23 protein-coding genes are annotated in these 26,886 nt (G+C 38.7%); 10 read left to right on the top strand and 13 right to left on the bottom strand.

What is annotated here, in order from left to right; genetic code table 11:
• Positions 1-28: 28 nt before the first annotated feature.
• The 3 genes from LMB56_RS04530 to LMB56_RS04520 all read right to left on the bottom strand — a co-directional run bounded on the left by LMB56_RS04530 (position 29) and on the right by LMB56_RS04520 (position 4,973).
• On the bottom strand, positions 29-1,384 hold the full coding sequence (locus tag LMB56_RS04530) for an APC family permease (protein ID WP_229283895.1): 1,356 nt from the start codon (positions 1,382-1,384) through the stop codon (positions 29-31).
• A gap of 176 nt (positions 1,385-1,560) precedes the next feature.
• Complete coding sequence (locus tag LMB56_RS04525; RefSeq protein ID WP_019253774.1) at positions 1,561-3,972, bottom strand: phosphoketolase family protein; 2,412 nt, start codon at positions 3,970-3,972, stop codon at positions 1,561-1,563.
• 269 nt (positions 3,973-4,241) lie between these two features.
• Entirely contained in the window at positions 4,242-4,973 is a 732-nt protein-coding gene (locus LMB56_RS04520; RefSeq protein ID WP_003669094.1) for a GntR family transcriptional regulator, read from the bottom strand.
• 131 nt (positions 4,974-5,104) lie between these two features.
• On the opposite strand from LMB56_RS04520, the gene ybaK reads away from it, so the two are divergent.
• Both ybaK and LMB56_RS04510 read left to right on the top strand, forming a co-directional pair.
• On the top strand, positions 5,105-5,611 hold the full coding sequence (gene ybaK / locus LMB56_RS04515; protein WP_229283894.1) for a Cys-tRNA(Pro) deacylase: 507 nt from the start codon (positions 5,105-5,107) through the stop codon (positions 5,609-5,611).
• Positions 5,612-5,698: 87 nt separating this feature from the next.
• Positions 5,699-7,135 (top strand): C69 family dipeptidase, encoded by a 1,437-nt coding sequence (locus LMB56_RS04510; protein ID WP_229283893.1) that lies wholly within the window; start codon positions 5,699-5,701, stop codon positions 7,133-7,135.
• Positions 7,136-7,193: 58 nt separating this feature from the next.
• Here the strand turns inward: LMB56_RS04510 and LMB56_RS04505 are convergent, their stop codons facing one another.
• The gene (locus tag LMB56_RS04505) at positions 7,194-9,026 is read right to left on the bottom strand and encodes an ABC transporter ATP-binding protein (RefSeq protein WP_229283892.1); all 1,833 of its coding nucleotides are present in this window, start codon (positions 9,024-9,026) and stop codon (positions 7,194-7,196) included.
• Positions 9,010-10,752, bottom strand: coding sequence for an ABC transporter ATP-binding protein (locus LMB56_RS04500; protein ID WP_229283891.1), 1,743 nt, complete (start codon positions 10,750-10,752; stop codon positions 9,010-9,012). Before LMB56_RS04500 ends, LMB56_RS04505 begins: the two co-directional genes overlap by 17 nt.
• Before the next feature lie 169 nt (positions 10,753-10,921).
• Here LMB56_RS04500 and LMB56_RS04495 point away from each other — a divergent pair, with 169 nt between their 5' ends.
• Positions 10,922-11,926, top strand: coding sequence for a D-2-hydroxyacid dehydrogenase (locus tag LMB56_RS04495; RefSeq protein WP_229283890.1), 1,005 nt, complete (start codon positions 10,922-10,924; stop codon positions 11,924-11,926).
• Positions 11,927-11,993: 67 nt separating this feature from the next.
• Here the strand turns inward: LMB56_RS04495 and LMB56_RS04490 are convergent, their stop codons facing one another.
• Both LMB56_RS04490 and LMB56_RS04485 read right to left on the bottom strand, forming a co-directional pair.
• Positions 11,994-12,701 (bottom strand): MIP/aquaporin family protein, encoded by a 708-nt coding sequence (locus LMB56_RS04490; RefSeq protein ID WP_229283889.1) that lies wholly within the window; start codon positions 12,699-12,701, stop codon positions 11,994-11,996.
• Positions 12,702-12,857: 156 nt separating this feature from the next.
• Positions 12,858-13,814 (bottom strand): hypothetical protein, encoded by a 957-nt coding sequence (locus LMB56_RS04485; protein ID WP_153702797.1) that lies wholly within the window; start codon positions 13,812-13,814, stop codon positions 12,858-12,860.
• Positions 13,815-13,873: 59 nt separating this feature from the next.
• Between LMB56_RS04485 and LMB56_RS04480 the strand changes: the two genes are divergently transcribed.
• Complete coding sequence (locus LMB56_RS04480) at positions 13,874-14,719, top strand: sugar phosphate isomerase/epimerase family protein (protein WP_229272966.1); 846 nt, start codon at positions 13,874-13,876, stop codon at positions 14,717-14,719.
• On the top strand, positions 14,716-15,834 hold the full coding sequence (locus LMB56_RS04475; protein WP_229272967.1) for an AI-2E family transporter: 1,119 nt from the start codon (positions 14,716-14,718) through the stop codon (positions 15,832-15,834). The genes LMB56_RS04480 and LMB56_RS04475 overlap by 4 nt, the downstream gene beginning before the upstream one ends.
• A gap of 149 nt (positions 15,835-15,983) precedes the next feature.
• Here the strand turns inward: LMB56_RS04475 and LMB56_RS04470 are convergent, their stop codons facing one another.
• The 5 genes from LMB56_RS04470 to LMB56_RS04450 form a co-directional block, all read right to left on the bottom strand.
• Positions 15,984-16,709, bottom strand: coding sequence for a B3/B4 domain-containing protein (locus LMB56_RS04470; protein WP_003669212.1), 726 nt, complete (start codon positions 16,707-16,709; stop codon positions 15,984-15,986).
• Between the two features lie 23 nt (positions 16,710-16,732).
• On the bottom strand, positions 16,733-17,185 hold the full coding sequence (locus LMB56_RS04465) for a MarR family winged helix-turn-helix transcriptional regulator (protein ID WP_035169052.1): 453 nt from the start codon (positions 17,183-17,185) through the stop codon (positions 16,733-16,735).
• Positions 17,186-17,252: 67 nt separating this feature from the next.
• The gene (locus LMB56_RS04460; RefSeq protein WP_229283888.1) at positions 17,253-17,834 is read right to left on the bottom strand and encodes a DUF1836 domain-containing protein; all 582 of its coding nucleotides are present in this window, start codon (positions 17,832-17,834) and stop codon (positions 17,253-17,255) included.
• A complete protein-coding gene (locus LMB56_RS04455; protein ID WP_229283887.1) occupies positions 17,797-18,321 on the bottom strand; it encodes an NAD(P)H-binding protein in 525 nt (174 codons plus the stop codon). The genes LMB56_RS04460 and LMB56_RS04455 overlap by 38 nt, the downstream gene beginning before the upstream one ends.
• Before the next feature lie 17 nt (positions 18,322-18,338).
• Positions 18,339-19,202 carry a P-loop NTPase family protein gene (locus tag LMB56_RS04450; RefSeq protein WP_229283886.1) on the bottom strand — a complete coding sequence of 288 codons (864 nt, stop codon included), beginning with the start codon at positions 19,200-19,202 and terminating at the stop codon, positions 18,339-18,341.
• 157 nt (positions 19,203-19,359) lie between these two features.
• Between LMB56_RS04450 and LMB56_RS04445 the strand changes: the two genes are divergently transcribed.
• Positions 19,360-20,703, top strand: a complete 1,344-nt coding sequence (locus LMB56_RS04445; protein WP_229283945.1) for a hemolysin family protein — start codon at positions 19,360-19,362, stop codon at positions 20,701-20,703.
• A gap of 111 nt (positions 20,704-20,814) precedes the next feature.
• Positions 20,815-21,282 carry a class Ib ribonucleoside-diphosphate reductase assembly flavoprotein NrdI gene (nrdI, locus tag LMB56_RS04440; RefSeq protein WP_229283885.1) on the top strand — a complete coding sequence of 156 codons (468 nt, stop codon included), beginning with the start codon at positions 20,815-20,817 and terminating at the stop codon, positions 21,280-21,282.
• Positions 21,283-21,331: 49 nt separating this feature from the next.
• On the opposite strand, the gene LMB56_RS04435 is transcribed toward nrdI, so the two are convergent.
• Complete coding sequence (locus LMB56_RS04435; protein WP_003675206.1) at positions 21,332-21,757, bottom strand: VOC family protein; 426 nt, start codon at positions 21,755-21,757, stop codon at positions 21,332-21,334.
• Between the two features lie 166 nt (positions 21,758-21,923).
• Between LMB56_RS04435 and LMB56_RS04430 the strand changes: the two genes are divergently transcribed.
• The 3 genes from LMB56_RS04430 to gndA all read left to right on the top strand — a co-directional run bounded on the left by LMB56_RS04430 (position 21,924) and on the right by gndA (position 26,455).
• Positions 21,924-23,102, top strand: a complete 1,179-nt coding sequence (locus tag LMB56_RS04430; protein ID WP_065533375.1) for a CynX/NimT family MFS transporter — start codon at positions 21,924-21,926, stop codon at positions 23,100-23,102.
• A 291-nt stretch (positions 23,103-23,393) separates the two neighbouring features.
• Positions 23,394-24,875, top strand: coding sequence for a glucose-6-phosphate dehydrogenase (zwf, locus tag LMB56_RS04425; RefSeq protein WP_003664946.1), 1,482 nt, complete (start codon positions 23,394-23,396; stop codon positions 24,873-24,875).
• 143 nt (positions 24,876-25,018) lie between these two features.
• The gene (gndA, locus tag LMB56_RS04420) at positions 25,019-26,455 is read left to right on the top strand and encodes an NADP-dependent phosphogluconate dehydrogenase (RefSeq protein WP_003664947.1); all 1,437 of its coding nucleotides are present in this window, start codon (positions 25,019-25,021) and stop codon (positions 26,453-26,455) included.
• Positions 26,456-26,886 lie beyond the last annotated feature (431 nt).

Raw genomic sequence — 26,886 nt, 5'->3', positions numbered from 1 at the left:
ACCTCTCGCCTATTATACACTGTTTGACTTAGTGTTTTAATTTCTCCAACATTGCACGGTGGTGTGCCTCGTGTTTCTCATCCACCTTAACAAAGAAGTAAGAAACCGCGGCTAGGATGGCAACTACAACCCCAACTGTGATCGTCTTAATTGTGAAATTGGTTACCATGTAGCATGAGATTAAGAGTGCCAGCACTGGAATGATATATTTTCCGGGAAGCTTAAACCCATGATTAGGAAATTCATTAGTATGTTTAAACTTAATTACCGCTAAAATGGACGGAACATATTGAACAAACGAAGCAAGCACAATACAAGAAACAAGAAAGAGGTAAGATTGCGTAACTAATAACATTGAAACAACGGCTGTCAGGATGATTGCTACCCAGGGTGCATCATGGCGGTTCTTTTTACCAACCCACTTTGGCAACATCGCGTGTTCATTCGCTAGTGAGGAAATTAATGACGGAGTGTTAAAGGAGGCCGCAAATGCCACCCCGAAAATACTGATTAACATTCCCACAATTACTAAAATGTATCCCCATTTACCGACACCAGTTCCAAAGGCATTTGCAATTGGCGTACTATATTTTGACATCCTAGTTCCCAAAATACCGATTGCTACCAGCATCATTAGCGAATACATAATCGTTACACTAACCATTACGGCGATTAACACGCGCGGAATATTTTTCTCCGGATCAGTCATTTGCTTTGCGGCAATTGGAATAAAGGAAAAGCCGGTAAACATATAGAAAACAACACTAAAAGCTGCTCCAAAATGTTTGGCAAGCGGCATTGCTCCGGTGGTTGCTGCATGAGGAATTACCGGTGAAAAATTAGCAAAATGAATACAAAAAACGCCAATAATAATAAAAGCAAGAATCGTAATCATTTTTGCAGCTGAAGAGAGGTTATCGACCAACTTAACAAGCGTCCGGCCGAAGAAATTAATAATTGAGAACAATAAAATTAAGCCAAAAACAGAAACATAGTAAACCCAATGAGTATTAAAAATCGGCAAAAAGCTTCGGAGAGTTGTCAACAAAGCTACCACTTCGGCAGATAAAGTACAACATCCCAGAAACCATGTAAAGATGCCGAGCTCATAGCCAGTAAATCGACCAAATGCATTATAGGAATAAAGCCATGCCGCGCCCGACCCGGTAAACCGACTAGAAAGGTCTGCATAACATAATGCAACCATGCTAACCGTAATCGCTGCACAGAGTAAGACAAGGACACTTGCTAAATTCATATCCTTATAGATAACTTGTGGTAGCAAAAAAGCACCTGAACCAATAACACCATTAATACCTAAAAAGTAAATTGAAATAAACGATAACTTTTTAGGATTTTTCTTTTTCGTATTGATAAGCTCCACCTTCTATCCTTTATAACAAAAATAATATTACCTTCATTTAAAGTCTATTCTTATTTTAAAGGGTTTACAAGTAAGGCAAGTTAACCAATCTTTATATTTCCAAACAAAAAGAGACCGAGTTAAACTCGATCTCTTTTCTTAATTTATTAAGTGTTTAATTAGCAATCAGTAGCTGATTACTTAAGACCCTTCCAAGTCCAGTTAGTAACTTCTGGTAAGTCCTTACCTTCTGAACGGATGTAGTGGTTGTGCTTGTTGATCATGTTGTCCATCTTGGCAACAAATGCAGCACTCTTTTGTTCGTAACCAGGAACACTTTGGATAGCGTCCTTAGCTAAGTGGAACCGGTCAAGTTCGTTTAATACACGCATGTCGAATGGAGTAGTGATATCACCATTTTCTTCGTATGAGTGAATGTGAACGTTACGGTTAGCACGATCGAAGAACAATGCTTGGATCATGTCACGGAATCCGTGCCATGCAAAGATAACTGGCTTGTCAGTAGTGAAGTAACTATTGAATTCAGCATCAGTTAAACCTTCAGGGTTCTTGTCAGTGTTCATCAAACGCATAATTTCGATGATGTTGATGTAACGAATCTTCAATTCAGGGAAGTTGTCATGAAGAATGTCAATAGCTGCAAGAGCTTCTTCAGTAGGTTCAGTACCAGAAGATGCAAATACAACATCTGGTTCAGTACCTTGGTCAGTAGATGCCCAGTCAATGTAGCCAAGACCATTGTCAGCCAATTGAGTAGCTTCATCAATAGAGAACCATTGTGCACGTGGGTGCTTAGAAGTTACGAAGAGGTTGATGCATTCTTGGTTACGGAATGCCTTGTTAGATACAGCCATTAATGAGTTAGTATCTGCTGGCAAGTATTCCTTAACAAGGTCTGGACGTTCCTTTTCAAATAAGTGAGTCAATAGACCTGGATCTTGGTGAGTGTAACCGTTGTGATCTTGTTGGAATACAGTAGAAGTATCAACAAAGTTCAATGCTGGGTATTGGTGACGCCAGTAAAGATCCTTAGCCTTACGTAACCACTTCATGTGTTGAGTAAGCATTGAATCAACAACACGACCGAATGCTTCGTAAGTTGCGAAGAATCCGTGACGACCAGTTAATGTGTAACCTTCAAGGAATCCTTCAGCTTGGTGTTCTGAAAGTTGTGAATCGATCATACGACCTTGTGGAGCCACATCTTCATCGTTTGGTTCGTGGACACTTTCCATCCATTGACGCTTTTGACCATCAAGGAATGCGTAAAGACGGTTTGACTTAGATTCGTCAGGACCAAATCCACGGAAGTTAGTTGGGTTCAATTCAGCCATCTTGTTGAGGTACTTACCCCATTCAAGCATGTCTTGCTTTACAACAGAACCAGGATTTTGAACATCAACAGCAAAATCACGGTAGTTTGGCAATACAAGTGGCTTAGGATCGATACCACCATTAGTGATAGGGTTCATAGCCATACGACGGTTACCTTCTGGTGTGTTCTCTTCAACAAGAGCAACCGGGTGACCATCTTCGTCAAACAATTCTTCTGGCTTGTATGACTTCAACCAGTCAACAAGGATGTCCTTGTGTTCCATGTCATCTTGGGATACTGGAACTGGAATTTGGTGTGCACGGAATGAGTTTTCAATTGGGTTACCATCAAGGTCAGTCTTAGGACCAGTCCAACCCTTAGGTGCACGGAAGATAATCATTGGCCATTGTGGTAATGAGTTATCATTGTTTTCACGAGCGTTCTTTTGAATAGCCTTGATTTCTTCAACAACCTTGTCCAAAGTCTTAGCCATTTCTTCGTGAACTTCCATGTGAGGCTTGTAACCCTTGAATTCACCATCACGGTCAGCTTCTTTGTAAGCTGAAACAAAGTATGGCTTCCAACCCATACCTTCGAAGTACTTAGTAAGTTCTTCGTCGCTCATCCGTGAAAGGATAGTAGGGTTAGAAATCTTGAATCCGTTAACTTGGATGATTGGTAATACCGCACCATCCTTGATTGGGTTAATGAACTTGTCTGAGAACCATGATGCCATTAATGGACCAGTTTCAGCTTCACCATCACCGATTTCAACAGCGGCAATAACTTCTGGGTTATCTAAGATAGCACCAACACCGTGTGAAAGTGAGTAACCAAGTTCCCCACCTTCGTGGATTGAACCTGGTGTTTCAGGTGCAGCGTGTGATGCAGTACCGCCTGGGAATGAGAAGTGCTTGAATAACTTAGCCATTCCCTTAGTGTCTTGAGTATATTCAGGATAAATTTCAGTGTATGAACCATCCAAGTATGAGTTGTTAACCATAACTTGGCCACCGTGACCTGAACCTTCGATGTAGAACATATCAAGGTCATACTTCTTAATTACACGGTTCAAGTGTGCGTAAATGAAGTTTTGAGGAACAATAGTACCCCAGTGACCAATTGGCTTAGGCTTAACATCTTCTGCCTTTAATGGTTGGCGAAGTAATGGATCACCCATTAAGTACAATGTACCAACTGAAAGGTAGTTAGCTGCACGCCAGTAAGCATCAACACTTTCCAAGTATTTCTTGGAATCGTAATCTACTGCCATCTAATAAACACTCCTTCTATATAAATCAATACGTCCTGTGCTTTCTAACAACATAACGTAAATCATTAAATTTACAATGTTAATGATAAACTGTTTTTTCAAAAAGTCAACCTTTTTACAAATTGATACGGTCCAATTATAAAAAATTAATAATTTTAAGCCGCTCTTTAGTTTTGCAAACCGGCTAACATCTTTAGTCTAACACCATTTGCCACATTCTACGGTTATATTGCGCAAACTTATGACAATCTAATGAACTTAAATTAATATTAGCCTTCCTGGTCTAAGCTAACAAAAGTACTATATTTCATGTATTTATAGTGAATGCGCATATTTGAAACTTCAAATGGTGTTCCATCATCTAAAAAGAAGATTCCATCAATTATGCCCACCGGTTCTATCGAGCTTAACTTTAATAATTCTTGGTCTTGTTTATCTGATGGTGATACGCCAATGGTCATGAATGACTTGGTAACTCGTTTTCCCATCTTATCCTCAAGATAATTAAAAATAGAGCCGTTAACAATTTCAGGAGATAAGGTTGGTGTAATCTTAATCGGGATAAAACCAGTTTCAATCATAAAAGGTTGGTCATCAATTAGCCGTAACCGTTTGATTTGGTAAACAAAGTCATTATCATTGAGGAACAACTCTTCTTGTACATCCTTATTTGCGGGAACAACCTGGTAATCAAGCAACTTAATCCCTTGCTTCTTCCCATCAGCACGGAAACTATCCGTAACTCCCAAATTACTCCCCTCATAATGAAATAAGGACTGATTTTTTAGGTAGAGCGGATTAATGAATGTTCCCGAGCCGCGCTTTTTGAAGATAATTCCTTCTTGCGCCAATACACCTAGTGCTCGTTTGATTGAACTTCGACTTACCTCATAAATCTCACTTAAGCTTCGTTCGTCCGGTAGCCGCATTCCGGGGTATTCATTGCCTAAAATTTTTTGTTTTATATCACGCATCACTGAGCGATATACTAAGTCTGCCATCTAATTAACTCCTCGGATTTATTTAATTCGAATTTTAATGATACACTTTAAGTATAGCAGACCTATTTTAAATTGGGATCTTTTTGTAAAATATTGGTGCGACCCAGATAAATTTAGGAGATGATCTTCTTATGAGTAAAAAGAATAAAAAAAGTAAAATGAAAAAAACGCAGGTGGAACAAATCTTAGATAAAAATAATATTCCATATGAGCAAGCTGAATTTCCGACGCATCAAGATGGCGATGTCCGTTCAATGAGCGTTGACCACACCGGCATTGATGAACATATTATTTATAAAACCCTTGTTCTTACTGGTAATGTGACTGGCCCCTTAGTCGGAGTCATCCCCGTCGATACTCACCTTGACGAAAAGAAATTAGCTAAAGTTTCCGGCAACAAAAAAGTTAATATGGTTCCGCTTAAAAACTTGTTAAAGACAACAGGGTATGTTCATGGTGCTAACACGCCTGTAGGAATCTATGAAAAATTTCAATATCCGATTTTTATTGATACTGAAGCAAAAGAACAAGGCGAAATTTATGTTTCATCTGGGAAACTTGGTCGATCGGTTAAACTAAATGCTGAAGACTTAGCTGGATTAGTTCATGCAACTTTTGCTGATTTAGAACAAAAGTAGTTTTCCATTGATTGACCTCCCTAGGTGTGAAGACTAAACTTATTACTATAGTTTTATTTAAGGTCATTATAGAAAGGTCCTGAAAAAATGAAGAAAAATCTATCTGCTTGTACGACTGTCCTTGTAGGTCGTAATGCTACAATTGACGGTTCAACCATGGCAGCGCGGAACGATGATACTTTCGCTCCACTTACACCACAACGTTTTGTAACTTATCCGGCATACCATAATCACCCCAATCAAGTTAAAGCTTATTTAAATAAGTGTGTGATTGACCGGCCTGCTGATGGCTACCGTTACCAAGGCACTCCTAATGTCGACTACAAAACTGAAGGAGTCTTTGACGAAAGTGGTTTTAATGAAAAGAACGTTGGGATGAGCGCCACAGAAAGCGTTTATGCTAATGCACGGGTTTTAGCCTGTGATCCGCTTAATACTGAAACAGGAATTAATGAAGACCTTATCGTCGCCGTTACCCTCCCCTTCATCGATAGTGCACGCGATGGGGTTGCTTACCTCGGTAAATTAATCGCTAAATACGGTTCTGCAGAAGGAAACGGGGTTATTTTCAGTGACAAAGATGATGTTTGGTACATGGAAATCGTTACCGGACATCACTGGGTTGCACAACGGATTCCAGATGATGCATACGCTGTTACTGGAAATCGAATTGCCATTCAACAAGTTGATTTTAATGATAAGGCTAACTTTATGTGGTCTGATGGAATTCAAGAATTTGTTTCAAAGAACCACCTTAACCCAGACAAGTACGAATGGAATTTCCGTCATATTTTCGGAACTGCTGATATTTTTGATCAACACTACAACACTCCACGCCAATGGTATGGTCATAAGGTGTTAAATCCGGAAACTGAATTTGATCCGCTTGATTTTGATATTCCATTTATTATGCAAACGGATCATCGAATTACCCTTGAAGACGTGGAAAAGATCCTTAGTAGCCACTACCAAGGAACCCCTTACGATCCACTAGGCCATGAAGGTACCGACCAGCAAAAGCATATGTTCCGGCCAATTTCACTAAACCGGACGCAAAATTCCCACGTTCTTCAGGTTCGTAATGACTTACCGGAAGCTGCTTCAACGATTATGTGGATGAGCTTTGGTATTCCTACCTTTACCCCATATGTTCCATTCTTTGGTAATGCTGAAGATATCGATGTAAGCTATCGTGAAACACCAGAGAAACTTAATATGGATTTAAAGAGTGCTTACTGGATGTATCGGGCGCTTTCAATGATTGTCGAATCACACCATGCAGAATTTTCTAAGGCCGACTTGGATTATCTCAAAGATGCCCGTGAATATCTCTACCGCTGGGTCAATGAAGTTGCTCCACAGGTTAAGGGGATGTCATCTTCTGAAGTCAGTGCTTTCCTAAGTTCAAAGACGCATGAAATGGTTGCCGAAATGGCTAAACGAACAAAAGCTTTAATGGCTGAGTTAGTAATGAACGGACTCGAACTTTCTAAGTTAACATTCCAAATCGATAAGAACTTGTAAAACAATAATAAAAAATGGGTTAGTTTATGGTAAAAACCACAAGCTAGCCCATTTTTCTTTAATTATTTCCAGCAAACTGACTATTATAAAGATTAGCGTAAAAACCTTTTTTATTCATTAATGATTCATGGTTACCTGTTTCGATAATCTTCCCATGATTAACCACGACAATCTGGTCAGCCTTCCGAATCGTTGATAGACGGTGAGCTACAACAAAACTCGTCCGTTCTTGTTGCAGAGCATTCATCGCTTCTTGAATCAAGACTTCTGTTCGGGTATCAACAGAACTAGTAGCTTCATCCAGAATTAAAATTTCCGGATCAGCTAAAAATGCCCGTGCAATCGTTAATAATTGTCGCTGTCCCTGTGAAATATTAGAAGCGGACTCGTCTAAGACCGTTTGGTAACCATCAGGCAGTTCACGAATGAAAGCATCCGCCCGGGCCATCTTAGCAGCATGATAGACTTCTTCGTCCGATGCATTCTCATTCCCATACTTAATATTTTCAAAAATCGTCCCAGTAAAGAGCCAAGTATCTTGAAGAACAATCGCAATATGCTTACGTAAGGTATCACGAGTCATTGAACGAGTATCTTTCCCATCAAGATAAATATGGCCACCTTGCGGATCATAAAACCGCTCTAAAAGATTAATAATGGTCGTTTTCCCTGCTCCGGTTGGGCCAACAATGGCGACCATCTTATCTCGCGGTGCTTTAAGGTTAAAGTCTTGAATAAGCGGTTCATCAGTATAGCTAAACTTAATATCCTTGAATTCAACTTTCGGAATATCCTTTCCAGTAAGGGATGGAATATCTTCAACCTTATCACTCATCTCTGGTTCATCCAAAACAGCAAAAATACGTTCTGCCGAAGCAATTGTTTGTTGGATGGTGTTACTTAAATTCGCAATTTGGGCAATTGGTTGAGAAAACTGATTGGTATATTGCAGAAATGCTTGCACATTACCAAGAGTAATCTGACCATGAATAACTTGAATCGCTCCAACAACCACGACAACAAGGTACCCAAGATTCCGAATAAAGACCATCATTGGCATCATTAAGCTAGAGAAAAATTGTGCTTTCCATGCTGCTTGGTAGTACTGATGGTTCTCTTTATTAAACTTTTCTTCTTCATCTTGTTCCTTGTTAAATGTCCGCACGATCGTATGAGCAGCGTATGTTTCTTCTACTTGGTCATTAATTTTTCCCAAAGCAGCTTGCTGACGACCAAATAGCCGTTGTGAAGTTGGGGCAACAAAAGCAACTACCAGAATACTAAGCGGAATTGTGACAAGGGCAATGATTGTTAATTTCCAACTAATCGTAAGCATTAAAATAAAAACACCAACAAGCGTTAACAAACTCGTAATGATTTGAATCAAACTTTGCTGGAGAGTTCCCGCAATATTGTCCATATCATTAACCATTCGACTCATAATGTCCCCATTATTATGAGTATCGTAATATTTAATTGGCACCCGGCGCATTTTCTCTTCAAAGTCTTGACGCAAATTGTAAACAACACGTTGCGATACCCGTGTCATAATTTGTAACTGGAGGAAACTAAATAGTCCAGAGAACAAATAAAGCAAAATGACGGTAATTCCAATTTGCCAAATCCGGGTAAAGTTAATTGGAAGGGTGCTTAAGTGGGCACCAGCTTTCATTTCTGCATACCCTTTAAGCATTCCGTCATAAATGATCGTAGTAGCTTCACCAAGAATTTTTGGTGCTAAGATTGATAAAATAACAGAAATAACAGCTAAGAGAATTGAAACAATAACCCCAACTCGCCATGGCCGTAAGTAGGCAATTAATCGCTTTGTGGTTGGCCAAAAGTGTTGAGCCTGTTCAGGTACTCGTGGTCCTCTACGCACGATCAACATCCCCTTTCTCGACTTGTGACTTAATTATTTGTTGGTAAGTTTCATTATGTGCTTTTAATTCTTGGTGAGTCCCTTGACCAACTACTCGTCCTTCATCAAGCACAATAATTTGATCAGCATCAACAACAGTAGAGATTCGCTGAGCTACGATAACCGTTACGGCACGTTGAATTTGTGGGTCTTTTGCTAAGGCCGCCCGGAGTTTTGCATCAGTTTCAAAATCCAAAGCCGAGAATGAGTCATCAAAAACATAAATCGATGCGGGCTTAATAATTGTTCGAGCAATCGCTAACCGTTGGCGTTGACCACCAGAAAAATTACTTCCGTTTTGCTCAACAATTGCGTCCAATCCGCCTTCTTCACGGACGAAATCTGCCGCTTGCGCAATTTCAAGTGCATGCCACATTTCTTTATCCGTTGCTTCCTCATACCCAAATTGAAGGTTAGACCGAATAGTCCCACTAAAAAGGACCGCTTGCTGTTGGGTAATAGAAATAACCTCATGCAGATTATGCTGACTTAGCTTTTTAACTGGGACACCATCAACTTTAATCTCCCCGCTTTCAATATCAAACAACCGCGGAATTAAGTTAACCAAAGCTGATTTACCTGAACCGGTCCCTCCAATAATCGCTAAAGTCTGACCTGCTGTAACTTTAAAGTTCAAGTCATGCAAGGCCAATCTTTCCGCCCCATGGAAACGAAAATCAACATTCTTAAATTCAAGTGAGGCCGGTTGATTAATCGAAATCTTTTCTTGATCTTTTTCCGGTGCATTATGAATACTGATCGGCTGATCTAGAACCGCATTAACCCGAGTAGCAGATGCCGATGCTCGTGGAACAAAGACAAAGATCATTGAAAGCATCATAAAGCTAATCATAATCTGAGTGGCATATGTCATAAAGGCAATTAAATCCCCTACTTGCATGCTCATATTAGCTACAAGATGGCCACCCAGTAAAATAATGGCAACATTTGTCATTCCTAAAATAAGCGTTACTACTGGGAATAATGTCGAAACAATTGTAAAGGCCTTAATTCCGGTTTGCGTGTAGTCCTCGTTTGCTTTTTTGAAACGGTTTTGTTCCCGCTCTTCCTGCCGAAAAGCACGGATAACTCGAACTCCTGTTAGCCCTTCCCGAAAGATTAAGTTAATGCGATCAGTTTTTTTCTGAATGCTCTTGAATAACGGAACCGCAAAGTACATAACTGCCATGACGATAATCGCTAAAACTGGCAAACTAATAAAAAACACTTTAGTTAGTTGCGGTTCTCGAACATACGCTAAAACACAGGCTGCAACAAGCATTACAGGTGATTGGAGCATCATCCGAAGCATTTGCACCATGACATTTTGAATCTGCACAATATCATTGGTTGACCGCGTAATTAAAGATGAATCGCCAAACTCATCCATTTCACGATTCGAGAAACGTAAAACCTTATGATAGATCTGGCTTCGTAGCTTTTCACCCACCTTCATTGATTGGGTCGCCGCAAAATAAACGTTTAATCCTGCTGCCACTAATCCAATCGCAGCTACAATCAGCATCTTAATTCCTTCATTCCAAATTACGCCCATATCCTTTTGCACAATTCCTCGATTAACAAGGTCGGCGGTAACTGTCGGCAAGTATAGGTCACACGAAACTTGGATTAATAAAAAGAAAACTGCACCAATTGTTGCCCATAAGGCTAAATTTTTTCGTGCTATACGTATCAAAACAATCCTTCCTTCATCTATTTTTAGTCATCTTGAACTATTATACAGACTTTTTAAAAAATTAGCTTTTATTCTGATAATCCCTTTGATTAACACTTTTGTATAAGATAGAATATTATTTGAAAGCAATTACACACTTTTGGCACATACAGAAAGAAGATAGATATTTATGGTTAAAAAAATTTTTGCTTTTAGTATCCGAAAAGATGAAGAACCTTACGTTAAAGAATGGGCTAAGGATCATCCCGAAGTAGAAGTAGAATATACGGATGAACTCTTAACTCCTGAAACTGCCGCAAAAGCTAAAGGAGCTGACGGGGTAGTCGTTTACCAACAACTCGATTACACACCAGAAACGCTACAAGCACTGGCTGACGAAGGTATTACAAAGATGTCACTACGTAATGTTGGTGTTGATAACATTGACATGGCTAAGGCAAAAGAACTTGGTTTTGAAATTACCAATGTTCCTGTTTACTCACCAAACGCAATTGCCGAACATGCTGCTATTCAAACAGCCCGAATTCTTCGCCAAACCAAGGTCTTAGATGAAAAGATTGCTAATGGCGATTTACGTTGGGCCCCAACAATTGGTCGAGAAGTGCGTGATCAAACTGTTGGTGTTATCGGAACTGGCCATATCGGACGTGTTTATATGCAAATTATGGAAGGCTTCGGTGCTAAGGTAATTGCATATGACCCATTTGAAAATCCAGAATTAAAGAAGCAAGGATATTACGTTGACAGCCTTGATGATCTATATGTTCAAGCTGATGTGGTTTCTCTTCACGTTCCGGCTACCAAAGAGAACTTCCATATGATTGATAAAGACGCAATTGCTAAAATGAAAGACAATGTTGTAATTGTTAACTGTTCACGAGGCGCATTAGTTGATACTGATGCTGTAATCGAAGGACTTGATAGTGGAAAGATCTTTGGCTTTATCATGGACACTTACGAAGATGAAGTTGGAATCTTTAACGAAGATTGGCGTGGCAAGGACTTCCCTGACAAGCGACTTAAAGACCTTATCGATCGTTCAAACGTCCTTGTTACTCCACATACCGCTTTCTACACTACTCATGCTGTCCGCAACATGGTTCTTAATGCCTTTGACAATAACCTTAAATTAATTAATGGTGAAGAAGCTGACACACCGGTTAAGGTTGGCTAATAATTATTAATCTTTCTTAAAAAGCCCGACTATTAGTGCAAGACTAATAATCGAGCTTTTTTGTTCACTAAACTAGTGCCGTTTGTAAAGCACAAGCAAGAAGGCCCCCAACAATTGGGCCACATATTGGAACCCATGCATACCACCATTCTGAAACACCCTTATTAGGAATTGGCAAAATAGTATATGCTAAACGTGGTGACCAATCACGAGCTGGGTTTAAGGCAAAGCCAGTAGTTGTCCCGAGACATGTACCAACAACTGCAATAACCATTCCTACGATAAATGGCTTCAATCCCTGTGTAAAGTTACCAAGATTTAATAAGATGAAAATAAATGCAAAGGTCGCAATCACTTCTGAGAAAAAGTTGAAAATTGGACTATTTATCGCTGGACGAGTAGCAAAAATACCAACATTATTTCCTTCTTCCTCATTTGGGGTTGCTTTAAATTGTGGATAGAATTGAATAATTACTAATACTGCACCAACAAACGCACCAAGAAATTGACCAAGTAAGTAAGGTATAACGTTACTCCATGGGAATAAGCCAAAAATAGCAAAAGGAATTGTTACAGCGGGATTTAAGTGCCCTAATGAACCCAGAAATCCTGCAACATAAACTCCCATTGTAACTGCTAAGCCCCATGAAATACAGATAAACCACCAGCCACTTTGTTTCCCATATGTTTTATTCAAACTATTACCAGCACAACATCCTGCTCCTAATAGGATTAAAACCATGGTGCCAAAAAATTCGCCAATAAATCCATGCATGTCTAAACACCAACCTTTTTATATTATTTCCAAATTGTATGCGTTTTCTATACATATAATGCTAACACATTAATTATGTATTTTATTGTCTTTATTGGATTAACTGTTCAATAACGGCAATATTTTACAAATTAATACACAAAAAAATCATGTTCCTTACCAGAAATTATTAGCTTTTCTTAAAATAAAACCTAGTCCTATGAAAATAATCACCAAGAAAATCCCACAGTAAATATATCTTTGCGGATGTCCTTTTACGTGTCCGTACCGATAATCATTATTATAACGTTGCATAGCTCCTATTATTAATCCACTGATTCCATTTATTGTTGGACTAAGCGCAAAGGACACCGACACTCCGCTTATTTCATTACTAATAAAGCTAAAAATAATAAAAAGGACTCCACTCATCACCGTTGAAATTATTGTTGCAAGATTAATCCCAACTAACAGTTCATAAATAATACTGTTATTAGCTGGAACCTTAACAAGTATTCTTGGTATCTCTTGCCAACTTCTTGCAATAAAGAAGATGAGTAAAATGCAATCACCAATAATAAACGGTAAAGTCCAACCATTATGTAATTCTAAACTTGGCGGAGTTACAATCCCTGCAGCGCATAGAACTACTATTGGCCAATACATCGAAGCAAATTTTCGGCGTGATTGCGGTCGTTCCAGGAGAGCAAAAAATTGTCCCAAAAGAGCTTGTAAGAAATTTAAAACGATAAATATCATGACCCATATATTTAAGTAGCTAGGAATTAGTACTACTTTAGGCTGTCCCCAAGCTAAGACAATCGAAATAATTAAAATAATAGCTAATAACAAAGCCCTTGGTGCATAAGGGGACAGATTTCGATACTTTTCTGCTCGTTGATAAATTAATATCAGATTATACATATTCATCACTAAAATGACAGCTGAAACCAGTAAAACAGAGTCCTGCAACTGATTTGGGGATGGGGGTTGTCCACCTAAAATAATATATGCTGACATTGTACAAAGCCATCCCACTGTCCACATCAATGGAATAGTTGGTGTCAAGATTAATGGCTGACGCGGCAACCATTGTTCCATGTGAAACACCTCCTCAATATGGTATCTTACCATAAGAAATTGCTCAAAATCTGGTAAGATAAATAGTAGTTAGTTTTAGGAGGTAAATTTTTATGTTTTTACCACAATTAGGATTAAAAGGAAGCAGTCAACTAGACCAAATTGAGGATCGCTTACAGTACAATCCTACTACTTATGAATTTTACACTGATGCTGATGACTTTACTGATGAGGGTTATCATCGTCTCTATGATGCAATTCAATACGTTAAAGATGCTGGAATTAAAAATATTATTCTACATCACCCAATGAAGTTTCAGGATCATCATTCAGAAGTAGTGGCCCCTGAAAAACAGTACCCCGACCTATACCGCTTCATCGAATTTACAACTGAAAAGCTCCTTTACTTAGCCGATGACCTCGATGTTCAAGTTTTGGTTCATGGTGGTTATGCCGGTCCTGAATCACGTTACTTTGTTTCACTTTATCCCAGTGTAGAAGCTGCCCGAGATGCTGTCTATCAGCGGTTGGATCGTTTTGCAGATGCTGGCGGTGATCATATCATGTTTGAAAACTCAATTGCACCAGTCTTTGCTTACGGCGATCCTCTTCAAGAAGATGAAATTCTTGCACAAAATTATCGACTTGCCTTTGATACCTCCCATTGTTTTATTGAGCTTCATGGGAATAACCAGAAATTAGTAGCATCCCTAGAACACTTAAAAGATCGTACCGTTCACTATCACCTAGTTGATTCAATGGGCAAAACTCATGATAGCCTTACTCTCGGCACCGGTAAAATTGACTGGGCTAATGTTTTGCCTCACTTAAACCCAATTGCTACTAGTATTTATGAAATTAACTTACATGATCAAAATAATTGTCGTGAACAAATCGACAGTCATAACTATTTACTTAAACTTTATCAAAAGCTTAATAATAGAGGAGAGTTATCGTGAAGCAATATATCAATCGCCGTCATATTTCTTTAGTATTAGCCCTATTTGTCCTCTACTTAGCAATCACCTATTGGGAAATTGTCGCTAAATTTATCCAAACAATTTTTTCTGCAACCGTGCCGCTTTTAATAGGAGCAATTCTTGCCTATATTGTTAACTTACTATTAAAACAATATGAACACTTCTACTTATCTTTATTCAAGAAACCAAGTGCGCAAAAATTCAAACGGCCGGTTGGAATAGTGATGTCTTACTTAACAATCATCCTAATAATCGCCGTCGTTTTTGCCCTGGTAATTCCCGAACTTATTACGTGTGTAAAACTGCTTATTGCAAATCACAGTCACATTATTAACCATTTTATCGATTACTTTGAACATAGCAGTGATTTTAAAGGCTTCATCAATAGCTTTGATGCTAGTAAAATTCAATGGGATAAAATTGGTAAATATCTTACGTCTGGCGTTGGTGGGACTTTCCGTACGGTTATTTCAACAGCCTCATCTGTATTTTCGGCTGCCACAACTGCAATTATTGCGTTTTTCTTTTCAATCTACCTCTTGATTTATAAAGAAATGTTGCAACGCCAGTTTACAAAATTACTTTCAACATACTTTAGCCGATACCAGTCACAAATAATTAGAGTTCTGAAAGTTTTTGATGAAAGTTACAGTAACTATATTATTGGGCAATGTAAAGATGCTGCTATTCTTGGAGTCTCGTGTTTTATCGGAATGACGATCTTACGAATGCCTTATGCCTCCATGATCGGAGTTGTAACTGCATTTGGTGCTTTAATCCCAATCATCGGCGCCATCCTCGGGGCTAGTGTCGGAGTAGTTATCATCTTTGCCGTTTCTCCACTTCAAGCTGGTATTTTCTTGATCTTTATTATTCTCCTTCAACAGTTAGATAACCGCATTACCTATCCACTAGTTGTTGGAAGATCAATTGGGCTACCGAGTGTATGGGTATTTGCCGCAGTTATTATTGGTGGGGGAATTTCCGGAATTCTTGGAATGATGTTCACTGTTCCTTTATTTGCAGCCCTTTATAAATTATTAAGTGCTGATGCAAAAAATAGAAGAACAATTCAAAAAGGGACTGTGACATAAGTTAAGTTACTTTCATAAAAAGCAAATACGCAGTACAATAATGGCCTCCAACGTCCGGCAAAACCGAATATTGGAGGCCTATTATTGCTTGCGGGGGCTCGAAAACGAAGTCACAAGTGACTTCTGTCTCGCTCCCATTTTTTCATTTTTTATAAATTATCTGGAACCTCTGCAACAGGCTGATCTTTAGTCAGGCGATAAACTTGTGATGCATTTACACCAAAGTACTGGTTAATTAGCTTGCTCAATTCTTCCATTGCTTCATTAGCGCGTTCAATTTGTTCTGGATTAATTGCTTCCATAACTGCAACTACATTTTGAGAATCTTCTGTCAACATTGTTCGTTGAGCTTCACGCCAGTTTAGACAACGACAAACAGCTCCTTCATCGTCATAATAAATAACTTCGCCCTCCAAAGCAGGTTCATCTTCTTCAGCACCAACTGGCCGAAATGCTTCGCCACCTTTTGCAACACCCAAATGAAGGTCGCCAGCAATCTTATTTCGGTCTTCGATACCTACTGGAACACCGTAGCTCAAGGAAATACTATTGTAGACATCAACAAGAGGTTCAATTGGTTCAAATTTCCGTCCTTGATTGGCACGCTTCAATAAGGCCTCAATTGATGAGCGCGCACCTTTCTTTTTCTTAAACTGTTGAAATGCTTGACGCCATTGATCAACAACTGGATTCAGACGAAAAGTTTCATTAGTTAAAAACTTATCAGCCTCATGAGTAGCATTTGCTAATAGCTTCTTCCGTTCATCATAGTTGTTATCAGTATCATGGTTATCAATGCCATTTGCAAACAAGATGTTTACTTGTGCATCTGGAAAAAGTTCCCAAAAACTTGGATCAATCGTCACTTGCTTCATAAAAATAATCTCCTCTTTATAAATTAGTATTGACGTTTGCCCCCATGCTTTACGGTATCCCAATCACCATCAATATTTTGCCGGATACGAACTAGATAATCATGAACCTGTTGAGCCTCTTTTTCCGAGAAGCCTTTCAATGCCTCCCTATTTGAAAATTGGTTTTCACGAATAATAAAAGGATAAATCTCTTTCCCCTTTTGAGTAACATAAAGTCGTTTAATTTTCTTATTCGTCGGATCACTTTTTCTTTCAATAAAGCCGTTTTTTTCAAGCTTTTTAACAGCACGGGCAATCGTTGTTCGGTCTACTTTTATCAAGTTTGATAATTGTTCTGAAATAATTCCTGGATGCTCATAAATACGAACAACATATAGGTATTGACCACGTGCTAAATCGATTTGCTTGAACTCAATATTGGCAATCGAATCAAGGGCTCGATCAATCATCCCTATTTCACGTAAAATATCAATCATTGATAAAAATTCTCCTTGTCTACAATATTAAAACGTTTTTGTTGTAATTGCAACAAAACAATTAACTTTAATTATTTTCCAACGGCACAGGCTGAGCGACTTTTTGCATGGCTGTTAATAATTGAGCTGCATCCATTCGCGATAAAACTGATTTCAGTGCTAATGTCATTAAACGATCATTTTGTGGATTAATCACGTTATTGCTTGGAATTTCTTCTCCCGCTAAAAGTGCATTTAAGATTTCGACAAAACGGTCATACGCAGCCTGCGGATAAGAATTCATAGTAACCTGAGCAATTCCTGCACGGATATCATCTAGTGAAAAATTTGATTTTAATAATCCAATAAGTAAAAGATCTACTAATTGGTTAACAGCATACTTTTTCTTGATTGGTGCTTGAATAACTTTCTTTTTTACATAATTATTTACCATTGATTTTGTAAGTGGTTCAATTCCCAAATGGTTCAATTGTTCATTTACAATTGCCACCACCTGGTCAACATACAAACCTAGTGTAGGTAATTCTTTCCATCGTGGAAATCGCACCCGTGCTAAATTATTTTGCCATCGTTGATATTCTTCTAATTTATCCATATCACAACCTGCTTTCTTATGGGGCAATTCCAATCGATTGATTCCGAAAATCATCGGTAGTAACTGCTTGTTCAATTATCTGTGCTACTTGTCCTAATCCAATCTCTTTGCCTTCTAAAGCCTCCCCTTCACTAACAACCTTAAGAGAAGTTTCTTCATTAGTAATTGGCAAAGCTCTAATAATAGTATATGGTAACTCAAATTCATCAATCATTTTAACCGCATATTGATGAGCAAGGACCGCCTGAGTTGCCTGTTGTCCATACCATTCCTGTAGTTGCTGATTGGTCGCATCATCTGCTGTTCCTGCAATCGAAAGCATTACTATTTTTGATGGTAAAAACAGTGAGCAATCGATCAATTCAGCTAACTCTTGCACTTCATCATCTACATACTCATTAACAGTAGGAAGCCAACACAACACATCCCCACGTTGAATTTCAAATTTAAAACTAGTGAGCGCAACCGCTTCTGGAACCCTTTTGATAATAGTTGGTACTAAATCGTCATGCCGGTGACTAATAAAAACTATCCGACCCATCACAACCTCCAAATCTATTAGTAAGCCATCAATTCATCTTCAATCGTTGCATCTTCAATTCTGACGTCAGTAATGGTGCTTTGCTCTAGTAATGGCAATAATGTTTGAATATTTCCAGTGAAAAGAAAACGGGTCTCATTACCTGCTTCTTCCAACATGTGCGCCCCTAGCTTTACTGCATTGTCGATTGGGAAACCAGTTCCCATTACTGTAACAGTACAATCTACTCCATCATTCATCGATAAATCACGTGCAGAAGTCAAATGACTGCCATTAAAGTAATAAAGAGTATGAGCAAACCGCATCAATGTTGAAATATTTTTACTTGTGAAAAGCACTAAGGCATCGACCTTTTGAGCATAATCTTTAACAAGGTGACCAATCATTTGCCGTTTATCTTCCTCCAAGCCGTCAAAGGCATCACTCAAAATAACGATTGGACATTGCCAAGTAAGAAGGAGGGCTATCCGTAGTTCTAGTTGTTGAGCATCACTTAATGCAGCAATCATTTGATCAGGTTCAAATTTTAATGATTTAAGCATTTGGAGTGCTTGTTCTGGCTTTAAAGCATTTTTATGATGACGTAACGCGTGGTCAACGGCTTTCTCCACTGTTTTTCCTTTTAAAACCACATCATTAATTCGGCCGATTTCATTTTTGCTTTGACGCTTATATTTTTTGAATGGGACCCCGTTAATTGTTACATCCCCATTTAAAATTTTTCCACGGACAGATAATAAATCTTCTAATGCAGCTGCTGCACCTGTATCATTACTGCAAATTCCGATTACTTGTGGTGACTTTAGTTCTAATGAAACGTTATCTAATTGGTCTCCTGATTTAGCATCATAGACTAAATCATTAATTGTAATACTACTCACTATATAACCTCTTTTCCTAAGCTATCTACCTTTACTAATCTTATCATTTTTTAGGTAATGAACGAAATAAACATGTCCTTCTTTTTAACATGCTTTAATTTATAACACCTTATTTGAATGGTAGAATAATATACATAAATTGTACTTACCAATCGAAATGAGGAATGTTATTTTGAATGAGGGCCAACTATTCACAAATTTTATAATTATCATCATTACGTTTATCTTTGCAGCATTCTTTGTAGCAGCCGAGTTCGCCTTAGTGCAAGCACGGGTAACGGCCCTAGAAGAAATGCAAGCAAAGCGCGATAAACCATCTGCGAAAATAACCCGTGCAATCAAAATGGTCACCAATCTAACGGAATATCTTTCGACCACTCAAGTAGGGGTTTCAATTTGTGGAATTATCCTCGGTTGGGTCGGCGAAGGAACAATTGAAGAGCTCTTAACTGATGCTCTCTCGCTGCCAAGCTGGTCACTAAACAATAGTGTCATCCATGTTATAAGTGCCATCGTGGGAGTTCTTCTTCTAACATATTTTGAAGTGGTCTTAACCGAAATCGTACCTAAAAACATCAGTATTGATATTCCAATTAAGACCCTGATGTTTGTTACCACCCCATTGCACTATTTTCACATTACTTTTTATCCTTTCGTCTGGTTGCTCAATAGTTCTGCCAACGGAATTGTCAAAATGTTAGGTATGAAGCCAGCCGATGAGAGTCAAGACGTCCTTTCGCAAAGTGAGATTATTAGCCTATCTCGAAACGCTGTCAAAGGTGGTGAGCTTGAACACAATGACTTGCTATATATGGAACGAGCCTTTGACTTTAACGATAAGGTTGCTAAAGATATTATGATCGATCGCACGCAATTAACAGTTATTGATATCAATAAAACCGTAAATGACGCGATTAAACTATATCTTAAGACGAAATATAGCCGCTTACCGGTAGTTGCTGATAATGATAAGGATAAGATTTTAGGTTATGTTTTTAACTATGACTTAATTCGGCAAAAACAAATTAACGGAGATGTATCCTTAGCCAAAGTTCTCCGCCATATGCCTACTACTCCTGAGACTACCCCAATTACCGAAGTTCTTAAGTTAATGATTAGTACCCGGGTGCCGATGGTCGTCGTTGTTGATGAGTATGGGGGTACTAGCGGAATTATTACTGATAAAGACATTTATGAAGAATTATTTGGAACGGTGAGAGACGAGATCGACAATGTTTCAGATAACATGATTTCTAAGATTGGTGAAAATCAATACCGGGTTGATGGAAAAACGACCATTTATGACTTTGAACGCTTCTTCCATGTTGAACTTAAAGATACTGAAGATAGCGATGTGGTTACTTTGTCAGGATATGTGTTAGATAATTATCATAATATTCATGAAGGAGAAACGATCAAACTAGCCAACCTTGATTTAAAAATTCAAGATTATCGCCATTCATATATCGATAGCTTTATCGTTACTACTTTATCAAAGTAAAATTTTACATTTTGGCAACAATAAGAAGATTATCCTTTTATTTAATCCTTAATTCTACTAAAATAATTTTATAATATTAAAACAAATCTAAACTAGAAGGAAGAAATTCACATGGCACCACTGAATATTATTTATATCTCGCTTGAGGGAAATACCCGTTCCTTCTTAACGCGGATGCAGGGATATGCTAAACAACAGCACAGTATTAGCGAAGATCGTCCACTTCTTGAATTAAAAGAAGTTAGCGACCAAACTCTTCCTGCCGATGAGACAGAACCCTTCTTTGCTTTCGTGCCCACATATTTAAATGGGGGTAACGGGATCGATTCTGGTTTCACTGAAATTATGACAAATGCATTAGGTGAATACATTGCCTACAACGATAATGCCAAACAATGTATCGGCGTAGTAGGCAGCGGTAATAAGAATTTTAACGAACAATATTGCTTAACCGCTCGTAAATATGCGCGAGATTTTGACGCACCATTTCTCGCAGATTATGAATTACGGGGCACTTCACAAGATATTGAGCGAATTTATACTATCTTAGCCAAACGGTGGAGCGAAGTTAACGCCTAACTTCTAAAATAAAAGCGACTTGGAAAATCCAATCCAAGTCGCTTTTATTTTAGCCTTGTTTATTAGCACTTATCAGCCATGTTATCCCATACTTATCCACAATCTGCCCCATTACATTATTTAGGACCCAATCACCAAATGGTACCGTCACACGTTGATTGTCTGATTTTGCTAAACGATTAAACAAATCGCGTGCTTTATCTTCCTCTTCTTCAAAATCAAGTAAAATTGAAATTAGCGTAGACGTTTGGGGATTGCCCATCGTTGCATCTGCACAAATAATTTTTTGACCAGCAATCATAAATTCACCACGCATTGTTGTCTGGTCCAATTGATCAACTGGTAATCCAAGACTTTCCGCCTGCTCTTTTGTCAGAGCCTCGTGATATGTAATTTGAGCGCCAAAGTCTTGTTCGTAATAAGCCATTGCTTCCTTCGCATTCTCAAATGTTAGGTATGGGTATATAGCCGTCATAGTGTTCCTCCAAAAATATTCATTGTTGATTATATATTTTGAATCGCTTTCCGTCAAACCAGCTTCCAATTGGATTAGCCACTTCTAACCGGATATTAATCATAACGAGGGACCTATTATGATATAATTGTCTAGTCTATTATCAAGCTAATCTTATGATGAAAGGATGAATTTTTTGGAAAAAATTAAAAAGCATAGCCCACTTCTAATTCTCGGACTATTTTTCCTTGGAGTTTGTATGCGTATGCCGATTACAGCAATACCATCTGTCATTAAAGACATTGCACAAACTTTTAATGTTGAAACTACTAGCTTAGGAATTTTAACAACTATTCCACTACTTTGTTTCGGATTACTATCATCAGTAGTTTCAGCACTCGCTCAACGAATTGGTAATGAATTAACGATTGAGTTAGCAATGATTTTAATGTTTATTGGTTCCTATTTGCGAATTTTAAATTTCTCATCGTTAATGATCGGAACAATATTAGTCGGTGCTGCCATCACCTGTATTAACGTCTTATTACCTGCAATTATTTCTGATAAGTTGCCAAATCAAATTGGTAGTGTAACAGGGATGTATAATGTCGCAATGACTTTATTTGCTGCAATTGGAGCTTACGCAATTACTCCAATTACCCACGCTACTAGTTGGCAAACTGCTGTTATCATTATTAGTATCGTTGCTTTAATTGCTGCAATTATCTGGGTACCAAACTTACGCTATAATCAACGCGCCACTAACGAAAGCAGTTCTACCGATCGCGGAACTAACATGTGGAAAAATGCAAATGCATGGTGGTTACTCTTATTCTTCGGGGGACAATGTTTCGTCTTCTATAGTATCGTTGCCTGGTTGCCTACAATTGCCATGGATGCCGGATTAAGCAGCGATAATGCAAGTTTAGTTGCTGGATTATTACAGTTATTATCAATGCCATTTGCTTTTGCAATCCCCGTAATTGCCACCAAGATGAAGAATCGGCAACCAATTATGCTATTTGCGGGAACCATTTCTTTAATTGGAACTGGAATGATGTTCTTCCCAGTAAATTCCCTTGTTTACTATATATTTGTTGCCCTATTTCTTGGTGCCGGTACAACTACTACTTTCGTTCTTGCAATGACTTTGTTCGGACTAAAGACCAAGAGTTCCACTGATACCCGAAACCTTTCTGGGATGGTTCAATCAGTAGGATACTTAATTTCTGCATTAGGCCCTATCGTTGTCGGGAACCTTTATTCACAAACACATAATTGGTTTGCAAGTTTAATCGTGATTGCTATTGCCGCTATCTTCTTTACAGTCTGTGGTGTAATAGCAGAACGTAAACAATTTGTTTAAGATATTTTTCAAAGCTGCGGAATTTTTCCCAGCTTTTTTAGTTAGTTTTGTTTTCATAAGCTATAATTTTAACCGATTCCAAATTTCTTTTAAAAGTTTTTTGATCTAGACCATTAATTGATAAGCGCTTGCCAAAGACTAATCAACAAGCCATTTATCGGTGATGGTCCATTTTCACTTTCTAAGACATCTTCTCAGAAAACGTTTCCTTTGATAGTGCAGATTGCGCTTTAAGAGTATATAATTGTCACGGTATAAGAATTTTCTGAAATTTCAGAAGGAGTGAACATTTTGGCTACAGAAAATAAGGCTGTCATTACATTATTTGGTGCGACTGGTGACCTTGCAAAGCGTAAACTTTATACTGCTTTGTTCAAGTTATATCAAAAGGGTTACCTAGCTGACCATTTTGCATTACTAGGAACTTCCCGTCGTCCATTAACTGACGAAGAATTCCAACAAATCGTTCGTGAATCTATTAGCAACATTCCAGAAACTGAGGATGGCCAAGCAGAAGCATTCTCAAAACACTTTTTCTACAAGTCACATGATGTTACTAAGCCAGAACATTACGAAATCCTTAAGCAACGCCTTGCTGAATTAGATGAACAATTTGGCGCTGAAGGCAACCGTCTCTTCTACATGTCAATGGCACCACAATTCTTCGGTACTATTGCCTTGAACTTGAAGAAGCAAGGATTATTAACTGACAATGGCTTTAACCGTCTTGTTATTGAAAAGCCATTTGGTCGTGACTTTGAATCTGCTAAGAAGCTTAACGATGAACTATCACAAACATTTAGTGAAAATCAAATTTTCCGGATTGACCACTACCTTGGTAAGGAAATGGTTCAAAACATTCAAGCATTACGTTTTGGTAACACCATGATTGAATCACTCTGGAATAATCGTTACATTGACAACATCCAAGTAACTTTAAGTGAAAAGCTTGGGGTTGAAGAACGTGCCGGTTACTATGACCAATCTGGTGCATTACGTGATATGGTGCAAAACCACATCATGCAAATCGTTGCTCAATTAGCAATGGAACAACCAGTTGCATTTACTGATGCTGATGTTCGAGTTGAAAAGATTAAGGCTCTTCGTAGTCTTCGCCTCTACACGCCATCAGAAGCAGCTGCTAACTTTGTCCGTGGACAATATGATGCTGGTGATGGAACTAACGCTTACCGTCATGAAGATGGTGTTGATCCAGAATCTGGTACTGAAACCTTTGTTGCTGCTAAGTTAATGTTTGATAACTATCGTTGGTCTGGTGTACCATTCTACGTTCGGACTGGTAAGAAGTTAGCAGACAAATTTACTCGTATTGATGTTGTCTTCAAGAAGCCATTAATCGATATCTTTGCTAACCCACGTTCTGAAAGTGACCAATCCCTTAACTCAAATGTATTAACTATTTTTGTTGAACCTAACTCAGGTTTTGCAATCCAATTAAATGCTAAGCGCGCAGGTCAAGGCTTCACAACAGAACCTGTTGATTTACGCTTCTTGCAAAGTGATTCTGATAAGAAGGAATCTCCAGAACCATATGAACGTCTTTTCCATGATGCACTTGAAGGTAACCACACAAACTTTGCCTCATGGGCTGAAATTGCTTATGCATGGAAGTTCGTCGATGTTATCCGTAAGCTTTGGGATATTGAAAAGCCTCAATTCCCTAACTACACTCCTGGTTCCATGGGTCCAGCAGCTTCTGACGAACTCTTGGCTCGTGATGGACGTAAGTGGGTTTATCGTTTAAATCATTAGTTACTAAAAGTAATTTATAGCATTCTTGCTGTAAATTACTTTTTTATAATAAAAATTGATGTTTAGCGTTTGCACTATCTTTAATTTTTGTTATAATCGAGGTTGTGAATTATATTACATAAGTATTGAGGAGAGTGACTTTAATGTCTGATCAAAAAGCACAAATTGGTGTTGTTGGTTTAGCTGTTATGGGTAAGAACCTTGCACTAAACATCGAAAGTCGTGGCTTCACGGTTGGTGTATACAACCGTCACCGTAACCGTACTGACGATATGATGCGTGACCACAGCGATAAGAAGTTAGTACCTAGCTACACTGTTAAGGAATTCGTAGACTCACTAGAAAAGCCTCGTCGGATTCTTATGATGGTTAAGGCCGGTAAGCCAACTGATGCTCTTATCGACGAATTATTGCCATTACTTGACAAGGGTGATGTTTTAATCGATGGTGGTAACACTAACTTCCACGATACTATGGCTCGTAACGCTAAGTTAGACAAGTCTGGTATCAACTTCATCGGAATGGGTGTTTCCGGTGGTGAATTAGGTGCCCTTCACGGTCCTTCACTTATGCCAGGTGGTCAAAAAGAAGCTTATGACTTAGTTGCTCCAATCCTTACTAAGATTGCTGCTAAGGCTGAAGAAGATGGCAAGCCATGTGTTGCTTACATTGGACCAAATGGTGCTGGTCACTATGTTAAGATGGTTCACAACGGTATCGAATACGGTGATGAAGAATTAATCGACGAAAGTTACAACATCATGCGTAACGTATTAAAGATGCCTGTTGATGACATTGCTAAGACTTTTGCTGAATGGAACAAGGGTGAATTAAGCAGTTACCTTGTTGACATTACTGCTGATATCCTTACTCGTAAGGATGACCTTGGTGACGACAAGAGCAAGCCTATTGTTGACATGATCCTTGACCGTGGTGCTAACAAGGGTACTGGTAAGTGGAGTTCAATGACTGCCCTTGATGGTGGTGCTCCTCAATCAGTTATTACAGAAGCTGTTTACGCTCGTTACATTTCAATGATGAAGGACGAACGTGTACAAGCAAGCAAAGAATTGCCTGTTGAAACTGAAGCTATTTCAATCGACGACAAGAAGGAAATGATTGAAAAAGTACGTCAAGCTCTTTACTTCGGTAAGCTTATGAGTTACGCACAAGGTTTCGAACAAATGCGGATCGACTCCGAACGTTACGACTGGAACCTTAAGTACGGTGAATTAGCTCAAATCTGGCGTGCAGGATGCATTATTCGTGCACAATTCTTACAAAACATTACTGATGCTTTCACTAAGAACCCAGACTTGAAGAACTTGCTTCTTGATGATTACTTCAAGGACATTGCTAAGAAGTACCAAAAGGCAACTCGTGACGTTGTTGCTCTTGCTGTTAAGGCTGGTATTCCTGTTCCTTCACTTAGCGCTGCTATTAGTTACTACGACTCATACCGTTCAGAAGTGCTTCCTGCTAACTTGCTTCAAGCTCAACGTGACTACTTCGGTGCTCACACTTACGAACGTACTGACCGTCCTGGTAACTTCCACTACAGCTGGTACGAAGAACAATAATCAAATAAATTTTGATTTAACGACTGAGATTCATTCTCAGTCGTTTTTTATGTGCGCCCGGCATGGGTATTAGCTAGGCGATGAGAGTCCGCTATGGGCCGTAGTAGTCGGAACCATGAGCTGAGGACAAGGGTGTCCACTGTGAGGTGGAATCTGAAGGAAGTCTAAGGCAAAGTACTGCACCGATGAACAAGAAGTAGCTATAAGGCTGGAACTAACTGGATAAGACTGCATGACAAGTTAAAGTCCAACACTACTCGAAGTTACTTTCAGTAAAGCTACCGGTGACATGGTACGAAAGTTAATATCCTTACCCGGGGAGATCTGGCCTACACGTTTCCGACAAGAGGAATAAGTTTAATTTCCACAGAAACAAGCGGTGCAGTGATGTAGCGTTGAGTAAGCCAGAAGTCAGCCGAGGTCATAGTAGT

This window comes from Limosilactobacillus reuteri, from assembly GCF_020785355.1.
In the GTDB taxonomy this organism is placed as follows: Bacteria; Bacillota; Bacilli; order Lactobacillales; family Lactobacillaceae; genus Limosilactobacillus; species Limosilactobacillus reuteri_I.
This window is presented reverse-complemented; position numbering and strand designations above follow the sequence as displayed.

What these genes read in the sequence shown, in the direction of transcription:
- LMB56_RS04460 (WP_229283888.1), bottom strand. Translation starts at nt 17,834, where the DNA reads ATGATTTTCGGAATCAATCGATTGGAATTGCCCCATAAGAAAGCAGGT.
- LMB56_RS04435 (WP_003675206.1), bottom strand. Translation starts at nt 21,757, where the DNA reads ATGACGGCTATATACCCATACCTAACATTTGAGAATGCGAAGGAAGCA.
- ybaK (WP_229283894.1), top strand. Translation starts at nt 5,105, where the DNA reads ATGAGTAAAAAGAATAAAAAAAGTAAAATGAAAAAAACGCAGGTGGAA.
- LMB56_RS04495 (WP_229283890.1), top strand. Translation starts at nt 10,922, where the DNA reads ATGGTTAAAAAAATTTTTGCTTTTAGTATCCGAAAAGATGAAGAACCT.
- LMB56_RS04470 (WP_003669212.1), bottom strand. Translation starts at nt 16,709, where the DNA reads ATGAAGCAAGTGACGATTGATCCAAGTTTTTGGGAACTTTTTCCAGAT.
- LMB56_RS04510 (WP_229283893.1), top strand. Translation starts at nt 5,699, where the DNA reads ATGAAGAAAAATCTATCTGCTTGTACGACTGTCCTTGTAGGTCGTAAT.
- LMB56_RS04445 (WP_229283945.1), top strand. Translation starts at nt 19,360, where the DNA reads ATGAGGAATGTTATTTTGAATGAGGGCCAACTATTCACAAATTTTATA.
- LMB56_RS04490 (WP_229283889.1), bottom strand. Translation starts at nt 12,701, where the DNA reads ATGCATGGATTTATTGGCGAATTTTTTGGCACCATGGTTTTAATCCTA.
- LMB56_RS04485 (WP_153702797.1), bottom strand. Translation starts at nt 13,814, where the DNA reads ATGGTAAGATACCATATTGAGGAGGTGTTTCACATGGAACAATGGTTG.
- LMB56_RS04520 (WP_003669094.1), bottom strand. Translation starts at nt 4,973, where the DNA reads ATGGCAGACTTAGTATATCGCTCAGTGATGCGTGATATAAAACAAAAA.
- LMB56_RS04480 (WP_229272966.1), top strand. Translation starts at nt 13,874, where the DNA reads ATGTTTTTACCACAATTAGGATTAAAAGGAAGCAGTCAACTAGACCAA.
- gndA (WP_003664947.1), top strand. Translation starts at nt 25,019, where the DNA reads ATGTCTGATCAAAAAGCACAAATTGGTGTTGTTGGTTTAGCTGTTATG.
- LMB56_RS04525 (WP_019253774.1), bottom strand. Translation starts at nt 3,972, where the DNA reads ATGGCAGTAGATTACGATTCCAAGAAATACTTGGAAAGTGTTGATGCT.
- LMB56_RS04465 (WP_035169052.1), bottom strand. Translation starts at nt 17,185, where the DNA reads ATGATTGATATTTTACGTGAAATAGGGATGATTGATCGAGCCCTTGAT.
- nrdI (WP_229283885.1), top strand. Translation starts at nt 20,815, where the DNA reads ATGGCACCACTGAATATTATTTATATCTCGCTTGAGGGAAATACCCGT.
- LMB56_RS04505 (WP_229283892.1), bottom strand. Translation starts at nt 9,026, where the DNA reads ATGTTGATCGTGCGTAGAGGACCACGAGTACCTGAACAGGCTCAACAC.
- LMB56_RS04455 (WP_229283887.1), bottom strand. Translation starts at nt 18,321, where the DNA reads ATGGGTCGGATAGTTTTTATTAGTCACCGGCATGACGATTTAGTACCA.
- LMB56_RS04430 (WP_065533375.1), top strand. Translation starts at nt 21,924, where the DNA reads ATGAATTTTTTGGAAAAAATTAAAAAGCATAGCCCACTTCTAATTCTC.